Genomic DNA, 13,090 nt, shown 5'->3' on the forward strand with positions numbered 1-13,090 from the left:
CGAGAGGAAGGCAAGACCATGAGCCACAAGGAAGAACCCGAGGCAGGCTTCATCGTCCCGGATCCGTCCAAGATCCGCGAGGACATCCCCGGCGACGCCGGCGACGAAGCAAACGTAATCCGCTTCAGCGAGGAGCAGGCCCTGATCGAGGAACAGTCGCACGGCATCCGCCCCGACACCTACAGCGTGCCGTCCGGCGGGCCCACCATGGAGGAGGCGCGGGGCAACATGGACCTCTCCGACCGCAGCGAGTCCGGCCGGGGCACCGGCCCGGAGGATGACAGCAGCGACGACAGCCTGCACGGCGGCGCCGAAAGCTGAGCCGCCCGCACAGACAGCAGCAGGGGCGCCCCGATCCGACCGGGGCGCCCCTGCTGCTTTTGATGCGGCTGAACCGGCGTGGCTAGAGCTGGTACTCGAGCTTGCCGCCGAGGGTTTCATGGACGCACAGGATGTTGTGCTCGGTGTCCATGAACCAGGCGCATTTCTCGGAGTCGGTGGTGCAGATGTGGTTTTCCGTCCTCAGGGTGGGCAGGTCGTAGTCCTGGAACCTGACGCCGCGGGCTTCCATGTCCCGCACCGTTGCCTCAATGTCCGTGACCTCGAAGCTCAGGGCGGTGTGCTCCGAGTGCTTCCCGTTGGAAACCGGCATCAACTCCAGCAGCGGGCCGCCGTCGATGCCGAGCAATTCGTTGCCATCGTCCGTCGTTCCGCGGTAGGGCAGCCCGAGCTTCTCGGTGTAGAAACTGTGGGCGCGGGCCGCGTCATCGACCGGCAGGATGGTTGTGGCCGAGCTCATTGTCAGATGCATGGGGCACCTCCTTGTGAGCAGAATCTTACGCCCGCGAAACCCAAAAGGAACCGGCAGAATTCCCCGATCATCACCTGCACCCAAACCCCAAACGCCCGCTCATTTTTGACGGCCAAAATCCAAACGCCCGCTCACTTTCTCAAGGAAAGTGAGCGGGCGTTCAGATGAAAGCCGCCAAAGGTGAGCGGGCGTTGGGGCTACTTCTCCACCAGGGTGAGGACGTCGTAGGTGGCCACGATCTCGTCGTCCTGGTTGGTCAGGACAGCGTCCCAGGCCACCTCGCCATACTCGTCGGTTTCGCGCGGGGTGATCTTCTTGGCCGTGAGGGTCACCCGGATGGAGTCGCCGGCGGCCACGGGGGTGATGAAGCGCAGGTTCTCCAGCCCGTAATTGGCCAGCACGGGACCCGGGGCGGGCTCCACGAACAGCCCGGCACCCCAGCTCAGCAGCAGGTAGCCGTGCGCCACGATGCCGGGGAAGAACGGGTTGGCTTCGGCGGCCTCCTGGTTGGTGTGGGCGTAGAACGTGTCCCCGGTGGAGTTGGCGAACGCCGTGATGTCCTCCAGGGTGACCTGCCGCAGGTCCGAGCGGACAGCATCGCCGATCCGGAGGGTGGACAGGTGCTTCCGGAACGGGTGCGTCCCCTCGGTCTCCACGGTGAAGTTGCGGTCGGCGCCGGTGTGCCAGACGCCGGTGACGGCGGTGAGCATGTTCGGGGAGCCCTGGATGGCGGTCCGCTGCATGTGGTGCAGCACGGAGCGGATGCCGCCCAGTTCCTCGCCGCCGCCGGCGCGGCCGGGGCCGCCGTGGACCAGGTGCGGCACGGGCGAGCCGTGGCCGGTGGAGGTGCGCGCGTCCTCCCGGTTGAGCATGAGGACGCGGCCGTGGTGCGCGGCGATGCCGGTGACCAGCTCGCGGGCCACCTCGGGATCATTGGTGCAGACCGATGCCACCAGGGACCCGCCGCCCCGGGCGGCGAGCCGGACGGCGTCGGCCAGGTCCGTGTATCCGATCACGGACGACACCGGCCCGAACGCTTCAAGCGAGTGGATGGCTTCGGCCTCGGGGTTGTCCCAGTTCAGGACGACGGGCGCCATGAACGCTCCGCCGTCCACTACCCCGGTGGTTCCGTCGGCGGAGGTGACCGACGGCGAATCGAGCGTTCCGTACGCAAGCTCACCGCCGGCGTCGAGCATGGACTGCACGGCCGCGCGGACGTCCTCAAGCTGCTCCACCGAGGCCAGAGCGCCCATGGTGACGCCCTCGCCGCGGGGGTCGCCGAGGACGATGCGTTCGGTGATCCGCTTGCCGATGGCGGCGGAGACGGCGGGGACCAGCTCCTGCGGCACGATGGCGCGCCGGATAGCGGTGCACTTCTGGCCGGCCTTGACGGTCATCTCGGTGACCACGGACTTGACGAACGCGTCGAACTCCGGCGTGCCCTCCACGGCGTCGGGCCCCAGGATGGCGGCGTTCAGGGAGTCGGTTTCGGAGGTGAACCGGACGCCGCCCTCCACCACGTTCGGGTGGGCCTTGAGGGACTTGGCGGTGGACGCGGAGCCGGTGAAGGACACCAGGTCGCGGTAGTCCAGGACGTCGAGCAGGCCGCGGACGGAGCCGGAGACCAGCTGCAGCGAGCCCTTGGGCAGGATGTTGGATTCGACGACCGCCTTGACCACGGCTGCGGCCACGTAGCCGGTGGGGGTGGCGGGCTTGACGATGGTGGGGACCCCGGCGATGAAGGCGGGCGCGAACTTCTCCAGCATGCCCCAGACCGGGAAGTTGAAGGCGTTGATCTGCACGGCGACGCCGGGGATGCGGGTGTAGATGTGCTCGCCGGCGAAGGAGCCGTCCTTGGACAGCACCTCCATGGGCCCGTCCACCACCACCTGGGAGTTGGGCAGCTCGCGGCGGCCCTTGGAACCGAACGTGAAGAGGACGCCGATGCCGCCGTCGACGTCCACCATCGAGTCCAGCTTGGTGGCGCCGGTCTGGAACGAGAAGTTGTAGAAGTGTTCGCGGCGGGCGTTCAGGTACTGGGCCAGTTCCTTGAGCTTAAGCGCACGCTGGTGGAAGGTCAGCTTGCCGAGTTCGGCCTGGCCGGTGGTGCGGCCGTAGTCCACGACGGCGGCAAGGTCCAGGCCCTCCGTGCTCACCTTGGCCAGGACCTCCCCGGTGCTGGCATCACGGACCGGGACGGCGGACGCCGACGAGCCGGCGTCCGGCGTCCACCAGGCGTCCATGACGAAGCTGGGCACTGTTTCCACGGTGTCGACCGTGGCCTGGGGAGCTGTGGCGGTGGTGGTCATCGTTGACGGGTCCTTCCAACAAGGGGGCAGGAAACAGGCAGATCATTACTGACCGTCCGTTCGGTAATATATGTACCATACAGGAATGTGCCCCTCTGCACACTAGGAGCCGGTGCACACTGGAAGCCAGCGCCTGTCCAGCCACCCGAAGGAGAGCACATGAGCGCCCCGACCCCCGACCACTCCCCCACCCAGCACGAACTGTGGAAGATCACCCTCGGCGAGCTGGACGAGAAGATGGGCGTGAAGATCCTGGAGGAATCAGTGGAGCGCGTGGTGGCCACCATGCCCGTGGAGGGGAACCGGCAGTCCTTCGGCCTGCTGCATGGCGGCGCCTCCCTGGCCGTGGGCGAGGCCGTGGGATCCTGGGCCGCCGTCATCCACGCCAGCACGATGGGCAAGACGGCGGTGGGCGTGGACGTTTCCGCCACGCACCACCGGTCCGCCCGCGAGGGCCAGGTGACCATCACGGCCACGCCGATCCACCTGGGCGGCACGCTCACCACGCATGAGGTGCTGATCACCGACGACGCCGGCCAGCGGCTGTGCACCCTGCGCATCACCAACCTGCTGATGCGCCGCCACAAGCAGTAGCGGTTACTTGGCCCGGCCCCGGTTCCGGCGCCGGACCACCACGGTCAGCACGGCCCCGACGACGATGGCCGTCACTGCGGCGATGGCTGCGGGGAGCAGCCCCGAAGACCCGGTGCGGGCAAGCCCGGCCGGGTTGGCCGGGTTTCCGCCCGTGCTGGCAAGATGCACCGGCGGGGCGTCCACGGAGAACGTGACGCCCACGGGGGCGGAGGCGACACCGTCCACCGCCTGCGTGACCGACACCGTGTGGCTGCCCACGGCCAGGCCTGAGGGAAACGGCGCAGACCATCCGCCGCCGGTCACCAGGACCAGCGGAGCCAGGGCGTTGCCCGCGGAGCGTGATCCCGCCGCCCCGCCAACCACCGTGCCGGTGACAGGCTGCCCGTCGACGGAAACAGTGACGTCCGCGCCGTCCAGCCCGGTTCCCGCTATGGTCGCCGGCAAAGCGTCCTGCACCAGATGCTGCCCGTCCGAGGGGATGGTCACGGCCGGTGGCGGCGGCATGACGGCAAAGGACGCGGTGTCCGCCGGACTGTCCGCAAGGCCCGGGTAGGACTGGACGGCAGTCACCGCCACCCGTCCGTACGGGGCGGGGGCCGCCAGCGCAACTGACCAGCGGCCGTCCACCCCCACCAGGGCCGCGCCGGAGACGCCACCGGACAGTGTGACGGTGGCGCCGGGCGTTCCAGTGCCCTCCACGGTCTGCAGCCGGGGCAGCGGCTGGCTGGCCGGTGTTGTGATGGTGGGTGCGGGAAGGAATGACGGTGAAATGACGATGTCCAGGGACACAGCACCGGATCTGCTGAATCCGTTGACCGTTTCTGCGGTGAAGCTGAAGGGGCCCGGTGCTTCCGGCGCCGTGAAGGACCAGTTGCCGGCGGCATCCACGGGCACATCGAACGGCTGCCGGCCCGCGTAGGTGATGCGGACCTTGGAGCCCGCGGCGACGGCGGAGGCGGGCGCGGCCGGTACCCGGCCTGTGATGCTGGTACCGGCTTTGACGGTCCTGTCCGCCGGCGCAAGCAGTTCGGGCTTGTTCAGGAAGAGCTCCAGCTGGTAGCCGGGGAGCATCCTGAGCGAGTCCTCAAGGGTGGCTGCAACAGCGAAGTTCTGGGGCCCGCCCCACTCACCGGCGCTGTGGGTGCCCACGCCGAAGTTTCCGCTGATCCAGGGCCCCCCGGAGTCGCCGCCGTTGGACTGCACGTCGTAGGACAGGAAACCGTTGAACGCACGGATGTCGGTTGGATCTGCGGGGTACGTGTGTCCGCCCACCAGGAAAATTCCCACGGCGCTGATGTGTCCGCAGGACCAGCCGGTCCGCCAGCCGGAGCGGCAGACCGGCATGCCGACCACCGGGGCGGAGGTGCCGATGATCTTGACGTCGGGTCCCGGCGTTGCGGGGTCGCCGTAGGTGCTGGCCGCCGGCAGCGGGTCCAGGTCCTGCCGGATGTTCCCCAGGACGGCGATGTCCGTGCCGACGTTGCCGGGTTGGGGGCTGTTGGGATTCAGGACGGTGGTGTTCCCGGGGCCGCCGAACTGGCTGAACACGAAGGAGCCCAGCCGCCCGTTGGGCACGCCCTGGAACAAGAGGTCGGCAGTCTGCGCCGCACCGTCGTCGGTGCAGTGCCCGGCCGTGAGGACTGCGGGCAGGCCTGCAGGATCGAAGGCGGAGAATCCCGTGGAGCAGATGGCCTGCCGGTCCGTCTGGTAGCCCACACCGCCGGGAACGTCCGCTTCCGGCTTGAGGGGGGCGGCGCCGTCGAGCTCCACGTTGGCGTACCGCGAGACAAATTCCGACGGCGAGATCTTGCCGGGAGCCGCGGCATCCGGTGCGCCGGGCGGGTTGGTTGCAGTGCCGGTGCCGCCGGCTTCCGTCGACTGGGCGGACGCAATGCTGCCTGTCCTGATCACGAACTTGCCGCCGGCGGTGACCACCGCCTGCAGCCCCGCGGTTCCCACCTGCCGGACGTACTCCTGGTAAAGCTGTTCCGTGCTCACGGCCAGCTCGGACCGGCTGCCCCCCGCGGCCGCCGCGGCGGAGGGACCGGCTGGGGGTGCTTCGAGTGACAGCCCGTGGATGCTCCCGGCGAGCGCGGCGACGGCAGCCTGAAGTTCGCTCCCGGAGCCTGTCACCACAATGGAGCTGGCCTCGATCCGGATCCCGGCGTAGCCCGGCACGTCGCGGAGCCGCACCGCTGCGGCGGCAGCCTGCGCGCCCAGCTCCCCGGCGGCCTCGAACTGCTGCGGCGTCAGCTTGAGGTCCCGCTGCACCGCGTCCGCCAGGGCTGCTTCGGAGAGGCCGGAGGAGGTGGCTGAACCGGACGGCGGCGCGGCTGTCGGCAGGGTGCTGGTGGGCTCTGCGGCCGCTGCCGTGGCCCCCGCGCCCGCCGAAGGGGCAGGGGTGGGATCTGCCTCCCCGGCGCCGAACGCTGGAAGGGCCGCGTACGCGGAGGATGCGAGCAGGCCCGCGGCAGCGCCGAGGCCGATCATTTTCCGGAGGGTCATCGCGTCACGCCCCGCCATTGCTGCCGCGGGGCGGTCCGGTTCCCCGCTGATGCCGTTCCGGTCATGTTCCGTCTCTCTGCCGATCGACGTGACTGAGGAACATCAGCACCTCATGTCACATAGGTCACATGAGTCCCATTCTATCCGCGCCCGTCCCGCAAAGTGCCAGGACCGCTTCCAGCTCCGCCTCCCCGAGCCCATGGGCCAGCAGGAAGGAGCGCGTGTCCAGTTCGCGGACGAACGCCACCACCGCCAGCCCGCGCTCCTCCAGGAGGGGCGCCAAATCCCGTTCCGGCAGGTACCGCTCCCGGTCGTGCGGCGGCCCGTGCGTGCGGTACCGCTCGTTGATCCCCCGGGCAGCCTGCCGGTAGCTCTCGGCGATGGCTTCATCGGAGTGGCCGGCAAGGTCCTGGACCATGGCCGCGACCAGCCCGCTCCGGTCCCGGCCGGCGGCACAGTGCAGCACCACGCGTCCCTTGGGTGCGGCCACCGCCAGCGCCCGGAAGACGCCCACCAGCTTGTGGGGGAACATCCGGGCGTTCTCGGAGTAGTGTGCGGGGTCATTCAGGTAGGGTCCGGTGACGGCGGCGAACCGGGGGTCGCCGGGCTCCTCGGTGGGCGCGGACACCACGTCGATGCCGGCCCAGGCCGCGGCGGCCACATCCGGGTCCTGGTCCCGGCGCCGCACCTCGGCAGGGTTACGAAGATCTACGACGGTGCGGACGCCGTCATCGAACGCCTGCCGCCAGCCCTCCTCGGTGAGCCATTCGCGCCGTCCCATCCGGTAGATCCCGCCGGCCACGTGCCATGCGTTGACGGCGCCCTCCCAGTCGATGGACCTGCGCCGGTTGCTCATCCGCACAGCTAACCACACCCGGCGCCACCCGTGACAGCCGGGACGGACGGGAGTACCGTGGCAGCCACGTGCCCGGGCCCGGGACAGCCATGAATTGGCAGCCATCTACAGGCAGTCACGTACTGAGGGGGAACTGATGACAACGTCTTTGGCACGACGGCGGAAGCCGGCCCTCGGAGCCGCCGCCGCCCTGGCAATCGCCGTGGGCATCGGCGCCGTTCCGGCCGCCGCGGCACCGCCGGCACCGCACGTCGACCTGGTGGCACTGGGGGATTCGTATACGGCGGGCACGGGCGCGGACGGCTGGGCGTGGACCTTCCCCTGCATCCAGACGGAGGGCGGCTACGTGGATGTGCTGGCCGCCGATCCGCTCGTGGAGTTGACCGGGAACGGCGCCTGCCACGGCGCGCTGCTGGACGCGGCGGCCCAGCCGGGGAATGTGCCGAGTGTCATGGACCAGGTGCGCGCCGCCACGGCTTCCGGCGAGCTGTCCGGGCGGACCGAGCTGGTCACCCTCACGGCCGGCGCCAACGACGTCGGCGTGAACACCACCCTGTTCGCGTGCAGCACCGGCACGTACCAGGCATGCCAGGACGCGGTACGGACCAGCACCGAGGCGCTCTACGCCCTGAAGCCTGCCCTGACCCAGGCCTATGTGGCCATCCACCAGGCGGCTCCCCGTGCGGCCATCGCCGTCCAGGGGTACCCGATGCTCTTCGACCCGGCCGCCGGATATCCCGTGATTCCCGTGGAGAACCAGGAACTGGTCAATCACGGCACAACGGCCCTCAACCAGGCGCTCGCCGAGGCCGCTGCGGACGCCACCAACAAGTTCCGGGCCAACGCGAGGTTCGTGGACGTCACCGCCCGCTTCACCGGGCACGCGGCGAACTCGCTGGACCCGTGGGTCTACTTCAGCCCGCTTCCCATCCCCAGCCTTGACGGCAGCCCGACCCCGGACCCGCGGAACTTCCACCCGAACAGCACCGGGCACCAGCAGTACGCGGCAGCGGTGGAAGCCGTGGTTCCGATTCCGGCGCTGGCCAGAAGGTAGGCCGCCTTAGCCGCGCCGGTCCAGCCGGTATTCGAGCCCGGCGCGGACGGCCGGCCATTCGTGCTCCAGGATGGAGAACACCACGGTGTCGCGCAGGTTCCCGTCACTGGTCCTCGAATGGTTGCGGAGCACCCCGTCCTGCTTGGCGCCCAGCCTGGCGATGGCTTCCCGGGACTGGTGGTTGAGCCAGTGGGTGCGGAATTCCACGGCCGGGCAGCCGATGGTTTCGAAGGCGTGCCGGAGCAGCAGCAGCTTGGAGTCGGGGTTGGTGCCGGTCCCCTGCGCCGACGCCGCGTTCCACGTGGAGCCGATTTCCACCCGGGGCGTGGCGGCGTCGATGTTCATGTAGGTGGTCATGCCGATGATGCGGCCGGGCCCGCCGGTGCCGGCGTCGATCAGCCGGGTGGTGAAAGGCAGCATGGATCCCTGCTCCTGCAGGGCCAGCCGGCGGCGGATTTCCGCCGCCATTCCTTCGGGGGCGGGCACGGGGGTGTACCAGAGTTTCCAGAGCTCACCGTCCCGGGCCGCTTCCACCAGGCCGTCGTGGTGGTCTTCCGCGAGCGGTTCCAGGATTACGTAGCGGCCGGTCAGGGTAAGGGGTTCAAGGAAAGTCACAGCACCAGCCTAGGCCCGCCCACGGGGCGGTTACGCTGGGGAACGCACCAGGACGGCAACCGAGGGAGTTATCGTGTCAGGCACCAACCCGGATCCGCAGGACGACAACATCACTGGCCTGGAACCTGGCGGCGGGGTTCCGCCGGGAGAGACACCACCGGGCGAAGCATCGACGGCAGGCCCGCAGGGGCACGAGGAACACGGAACCCGCAAGGGAACGCAGTTCCTGTGGATCGCCATCATCGGCGTCGTGGTCCTGCTGTGCCTGCTGTACTTCATCGGCTACATCGTGGGTTTCTTCGACTAATACGGGATTCCTAGCTGGGCCAGTCGAAGAAACCTTTGCCGGTCTTGCGGCCCAGCTCGCCCCGGGCCACCTTGTCCTTGAGGATCTGCGGCGGCGCGAAGCGCTCACCCAGGGTTGAGTGGAGGTATTCGGCGATGCCCAGGCGGACGTCGAGGCCCACAATGTCGGTAGTGCGCAGCGGTCCGGTGGGGTGTTTGTAGCCCAATACCATGGCGGCGTCGATGTCCTCCGCGGACGCCACGCCCTCCTCCACCATTCGCATGGCCTCCAGTGCGATGGCCACGCCCAGGCGGGAGGACGCGAAACCAGGGGCATCATTGACGACGACGGCGGTCTTGCCGAGTGCCTCCACCCAGGATTTTGCCGCGGCAGCGAGTCCGGCGGACGTCCGCTCACCCAGCACCACTTCGATGAGCGTCGACGCGGGGACCGGGTTGAAGAAGTGCAGGCCGAGGAAGTTTTCGGGCCGCTTCAGTTCGCGGGCCAGGCCGTTGACGGACAGCGACGAGGTGTTGGACGCGATGCTGTCGTCCTCCCCCAGCCGCTCCTCGATGCCCCGCAGCGCGGTGACCTTGAGGTCCCAGTCCTCGGGAACGGCCTCCACCACGAGCTTCCGTCCGGCGAAGTCGTAGTAGTCGGTGCTGACGGTGAGGCGGGAAACGAGTTCCTCGAAGTTGGCGTCCACGCCGCCGCGTTCAATGCTTTTCAGCGCGGCGGACTCCACCCGTTCGCGGGCCGCCTCGGCGGAGACGTCGTCGCGCTCCACCACCAGGACGTCGGAGCCCTTGATGAGGAAGGCGTGGGCGATGCCGGCGCCCATGCGGCCGCCGCCGAGCACCCCCACCAAGTGGGGAAGGGCAGCGGGAGGGGCGGGGTTCGGCGTTGACTCACTCATGGTTTACTTTCCGTCGGCGGGGTTGGCGGCGGCCTTCTTCGCGGCGTTGCGGTCGAGGAACGCCTGCATGCGGTCGAACTTGGCCTGGGATTCGAAGAGGATGCCCTGGGCGAGCTGGTCAATGAGCGGATGCGCTTCGGCCGGGGCGTGGAACACGGACTTGGTGATCCTGACGGCGAGCGGGTCCTGGCGGCCGATCCGGTTGGCGAGGCTGTGGGCCGCTTCCAGCAGATCGGCGGGGTCGTGGATCTCGGTAATGAGGTTGATGGCCCGGGCTTCCTCGGCGCCGAGCACCAGCCCGGCCAGGAGGATCTTCTTGGCCATCGGTTCGCCCACGAGTTCCTTGAGCCGCCAGCTGGCACCGGCCGCGGCAAGGATTCCGAGCCCTGTTTCCGGGTTGCCGATCCGCACGTTGGGGGTACCGATGCGGAAGTCGGCGGCGTAGGCCAGTTCCGCCCCGCCGCCGAGGCAGTAGCCGTCCAGGGCTGCGATGACGGGCATGGGGAGCTTGGCGATGCGGACGAAGATCGTGGAGTTGATCCCCTGCAGGGCATCGTCCCGGCGCCGTTCCCGCAGCTGCGCGATGTCCGCCCCGGAGGCGAACACCCCGTCCACGCCGGCGATGACCAGGACTTTGGGGTTCTGTTCGAGGGCGGCGCACACGGTGTGCAGCTCGTCGACCATCTGCTGGTCGATGGCGTTCTTCACTTCGGGCCGGTTGAGCAGCACCACCACGCGGTCTTCCCGCTCCTCCACCAAGAGGGCGGAGAAGGTTTCCGAGGCCAGGTCCACGGCGCCGGCCATCAGATCTTCTCCAGGAGCATTGCGGTGCCCTGCCCGACGCCGATGCACATGGTGGCCAGGCCGATCCTGGCGTCCTCGCGTTCCATCCTGCCCAGGAGGGTGATGGCGATCCGTGAGCCGCTGGATCCGAGCGGGTGCCCCAGGGCGATCGCGCCGCCGTCGCGGTTCACGATCTCCGGTTCCAGGCCCAGCCGGCGGATGCAGGCCAGGGACTGGGTGGCGAAGGCCTCGTTGAGTTCGACGGCGGACAGGTCGCCGACGCTGAGGCCGCTGCGCTTGAGCACCTTCTGGGTGGCGGGGACCGGGCCGATGCCCATGATCTCGGGTTCGCAGCCGGCGGAGGCGCCGTCGATGATGCGGGCCCGGGGCGTGAGGCCCAGGCGCTCGATGGCGGCTTCGGAGGCGACGATGATGGCCGAGGCTCCGTCGTTCAGGGATGAGGAGTTCCCGGCCGTGACCACCGAGCCGCCGTGCGTGACGGGCTTCAGGCCGGCCAGGACGTCCAGGCTGGTGCCGGGGCGGGGGCCTTCGTCGGTGTCCACGACGGTCTCGGATTTGCGGGTTTTGACCGTCACCGGGACGATCTCGTCCCTGAACCGGCCGGCCTCGATGGCCTCCAGCGCCAACTGGTGGGAGCGGACGGCGAACGCGTCGGCGTCCTCGCGGGAGATGCCGTCAACCCTTGCCACTTCCTCCGCCGTTTCCGGCATGGAGTACGTCATCTTGCCGTCCCGGGACAGGCCGCCGTGCTGGAAGCGGGGGTTGGTGAAGCGCCAGCCGATCGAGGTATCGAAGATCTGGCCGGGCTTGGCGAACGCGCTGGTGGGCTTTTCCTGGACCCAGGGGGCGCGGCTCATCGATTCCACGCCGCCGGCGATCACGATGTCGGCGGCACCGGCCTTGATCATGTGGCTGGCCTGGATGATGGCGCTCAGGCCGGAGGCGCAGAGCCGGTTGACGGTGATGCCTGGGATGTGGAGCGGCAACCCTGCCAGGAGGGTGGCCATCCGGGCGACGTTCCGGTTCTCCTCCCCCGCCCCGTTGGCGTTGCCCAGGATCACCTCGTCGATGGCCTCCGGGTCCAGGCCTGCGCGTTCCACGGCTTCCCGGACCACGAGGGCGGCGAGGTCATCGGGGCGGATGGAGGACAACGCTCCCCCGTACCTGCCCACCGGCGTTCGGACCCCGCCAACAAGGAAAGCCTGCGGACCTGCAGCTGCAGCCATGGAAACACCCTTCACGCGATAAACAGCACTGTCATCGGCCTCCGGCATCGCAGGCGCCGCCCACTTACCGACCGTTCGTTCTGTAAATAGTACATGGCGGCCAGAGGTTGCGCACCCGGTTAAGCCACAGTGATGCCCAGGTGTGCCGCGAGCAGGGGTGCCAGGAGGCCCAGCTGGTACTCGTCGATCACCAGTCCAGCCAGGCTTCCGAGTCCGCTGATGCGGCGGAAGTCCACGCCCCGGATATCGAAATCCTTCAGCCCGGCGCCGGTGAGGTCCAGCGAACCCACCGTGCAGCCATCCAGCTTCACGCGGGTCACGGCGGCGCCGCCGAGGTCCAGTTCATTGATGATGCAGCCGGTGACCAGCACGTCGGTGAGCCTGGCGCCGCGCAGGTTCAGGAAGTCCAGCTTGCCGCCGTCGATCCGGACGGACTGCCAGCCGGACTCATGCAGCTCGGCGGAGCCCAGGCGGGGGTTGTGGAATTCGACGTCGCGCCAGGTGGAGCGGGCCGCGCGGAAGACGGGCGCATACGTGTCGGACAGGACGCAGTCGCGGAAGGAGGCGCCGCGCAGTTGGGCGTCATTGAAGGACACCCCCTCGAACGCGCACTCGGCAAAGACTGCCTCAGCCAGCTCCAGCCCGTCGGCGGACGCCCGGCTGTACCGGACGCCGTCGTACCTCTCCCCCTGGCGGAAGGCGGGCCCGGACGGGTCCGTCGCCGGATAGTCCCCCAGCCCCTCCAGCACTACGGGCGAAAGCCGCGGCGCGGCTATTTTTGCTGCGGCAGCACGCTCATTCATGCCCCGAGCCTAGCCGCCGGCCGGGAGGCAAGGAAAAAGTAAGCATGCTTCGTGTTATGGTGAAAAAGCACTGTTGATCAACGGAAACGAAAGGAGGCCACCACCATGGGCCTCGGAGACAAGATCAGTAACGCTGCAGAAGACCTGGGCGGCAAGGCCAAGGAAGCCACGGGCAACGCCACGGACAACGACCGCCTGAAGGCGGAAGGCCAGGCGGACCAGGTCAAGGCCGACGCCAAGAAGGTTGGCGAAAGCGTCAAGGACGAGTTCAAGCGCGACTAGGTCCTTGCTGGTGCAGCCGCAGCGAACGG

Annotated in this window: 14 protein-coding genes; 5 read left to right on the forward strand and 9 right to left on the reverse strand. The window is 68.8% G+C overall.

Annotated features, from left to right (window positions below; genetic code table 11):
- Positions 1 to 18: 18 nt before the first annotated feature.
- A complete protein-coding gene (locus ACYSM9_RS10715; protein ID WP_461856939.1) occupies positions 19 to 321 on the forward strand; it encodes a hypothetical protein in 303 nt (100 codons plus the stop codon).
- A gap of 82 nt (positions 322 to 403) precedes the next feature.
- On the opposite strand, the gene ACYSM9_RS10720 is transcribed toward ACYSM9_RS10715, so the two are convergent.
- A complete protein-coding gene (locus ACYSM9_RS10720; protein WP_461856940.1) occupies positions 404 to 811 on the reverse strand; it encodes a VOC family protein in 408 nt (135 codons plus the stop codon).
- 197 nt (positions 812 to 1,008) lie between these two features.
- Positions 1,009 to 3,120 carry a phenylacetic acid degradation bifunctional protein PaaZ gene (paaZ, locus tag ACYSM9_RS10725; protein WP_461856941.1) on the reverse strand — a complete coding sequence of 704 codons (2,112 nt, stop codon included), beginning with the start codon at positions 3,118 to 3,120 and terminating at the stop codon, positions 1,009 to 1,011.
- A 159-nt stretch (positions 3,121 to 3,279) separates the two neighbouring features.
- Here paaZ and ACYSM9_RS10730 point away from each other — a divergent pair, with 159 nt between their 5' ends.
- Entirely contained in the window at positions 3,280 to 3,714 is a 435-nt protein-coding gene (locus ACYSM9_RS10730) for a PaaI family thioesterase (protein ID WP_461856942.1), read from the forward strand.
- Between the two features lie 3 nt (positions 3,715 to 3,717).
- Here ACYSM9_RS10730 and ACYSM9_RS10735 read toward each other — a convergent pair whose 3' ends face one another.
- The gene (locus ACYSM9_RS10735) at positions 3,718 to 6,219 is read right to left on the reverse strand and encodes a S1 family peptidase (protein ID WP_461856943.1); all 2,502 of its coding nucleotides are present in this window, start codon (positions 6,217 to 6,219) and stop codon (positions 3,718 to 3,720) included.
- Between the two features lie 124 nt (positions 6,220 to 6,343).
- Positions 6,344 to 7,075, reverse strand: a complete 732-nt coding sequence (locus tag ACYSM9_RS10740; protein WP_461856944.1) for a tyrosine-protein phosphatase — start codon at positions 7,073 to 7,075, stop codon at positions 6,344 to 6,346.
- A gap of 136 nt (positions 7,076 to 7,211) precedes the next feature.
- On the opposite strand from ACYSM9_RS10740, the gene ACYSM9_RS10745 reads away from it, so the two are divergent.
- On the forward strand, positions 7,212 to 8,129 hold the full coding sequence (locus tag ACYSM9_RS10745; RefSeq protein ID WP_461856945.1) for an SGNH/GDSL hydrolase family protein: 918 nt from the start codon (positions 7,212 to 7,214) through the stop codon (positions 8,127 to 8,129).
- A gap of 6 nt (positions 8,130 to 8,135) precedes the next feature.
- Here the strand turns inward: ACYSM9_RS10745 and ACYSM9_RS10750 are convergent, their stop codons facing one another.
- On the reverse strand, positions 8,136 to 8,744 hold the full coding sequence (locus ACYSM9_RS10750; RefSeq protein ID WP_461856946.1) for a GNAT family N-acetyltransferase: 609 nt from the start codon (positions 8,742 to 8,744) through the stop codon (positions 8,136 to 8,138).
- 73 nt (positions 8,745 to 8,817) lie between these two features.
- Here ACYSM9_RS10750 and ACYSM9_RS10755 point away from each other — a divergent pair, with 73 nt between their 5' ends.
- A complete protein-coding gene (locus tag ACYSM9_RS10755; RefSeq protein ID WP_461856947.1) occupies positions 8,818 to 9,051 on the forward strand; it encodes a DUF6480 family protein in 234 nt (77 codons plus the stop codon).
- A gap of 10 nt (positions 9,052 to 9,061) precedes the next feature.
- On the opposite strand, the gene ACYSM9_RS10760 is transcribed toward ACYSM9_RS10755, so the two are convergent.
- From ACYSM9_RS10760 to ACYSM9_RS10775, 4 genes are all read right to left on the reverse strand, one after another.
- Positions 9,062 to 9,946 carry a 3-hydroxyacyl-CoA dehydrogenase family protein gene (locus tag ACYSM9_RS10760; RefSeq protein WP_461856948.1) on the reverse strand — a complete coding sequence of 295 codons (885 nt, stop codon included), beginning with the start codon at positions 9,944 to 9,946 and terminating at the stop codon, positions 9,062 to 9,064.
- A gap of 3 nt (positions 9,947 to 9,949) precedes the next feature.
- On the reverse strand, positions 9,950 to 10,750 hold the full coding sequence (locus tag ACYSM9_RS10765) for an enoyl-CoA hydratase/isomerase family protein (protein WP_461856949.1): 801 nt from the start codon (positions 10,748 to 10,750) through the stop codon (positions 9,950 to 9,952).
- Positions 10,750 to 11,976, reverse strand: coding sequence for a thiolase family protein (locus tag ACYSM9_RS10770; protein WP_461856950.1), 1,227 nt, complete (start codon positions 11,974 to 11,976; stop codon positions 10,750 to 10,752). Before ACYSM9_RS10770 ends, ACYSM9_RS10765 begins: the two co-directional genes overlap by 1 nt.
- Before the next feature lie 119 nt (positions 11,977 to 12,095).
- Positions 12,096 to 12,779 carry a pentapeptide repeat-containing protein gene (locus ACYSM9_RS10775; RefSeq protein WP_461856951.1) on the reverse strand — a complete coding sequence of 228 codons (684 nt, stop codon included), beginning with the start codon at positions 12,777 to 12,779 and terminating at the stop codon, positions 12,096 to 12,098.
- 105 nt (positions 12,780 to 12,884) lie between these two features.
- On the opposite strand from ACYSM9_RS10775, the gene ACYSM9_RS10780 reads away from it, so the two are divergent.
- Positions 12,885 to 13,061, forward strand: a complete 177-nt coding sequence (locus ACYSM9_RS10780) for a CsbD family protein (protein WP_221386135.1) — start codon at positions 12,885 to 12,887, stop codon at positions 13,059 to 13,061.
- The last annotated feature ends 29 nt before the right edge of the window (positions 13,062 to 13,090 follow it).

This window comes from Arthrobacter sp. C152, assembly GCF_054890965.1.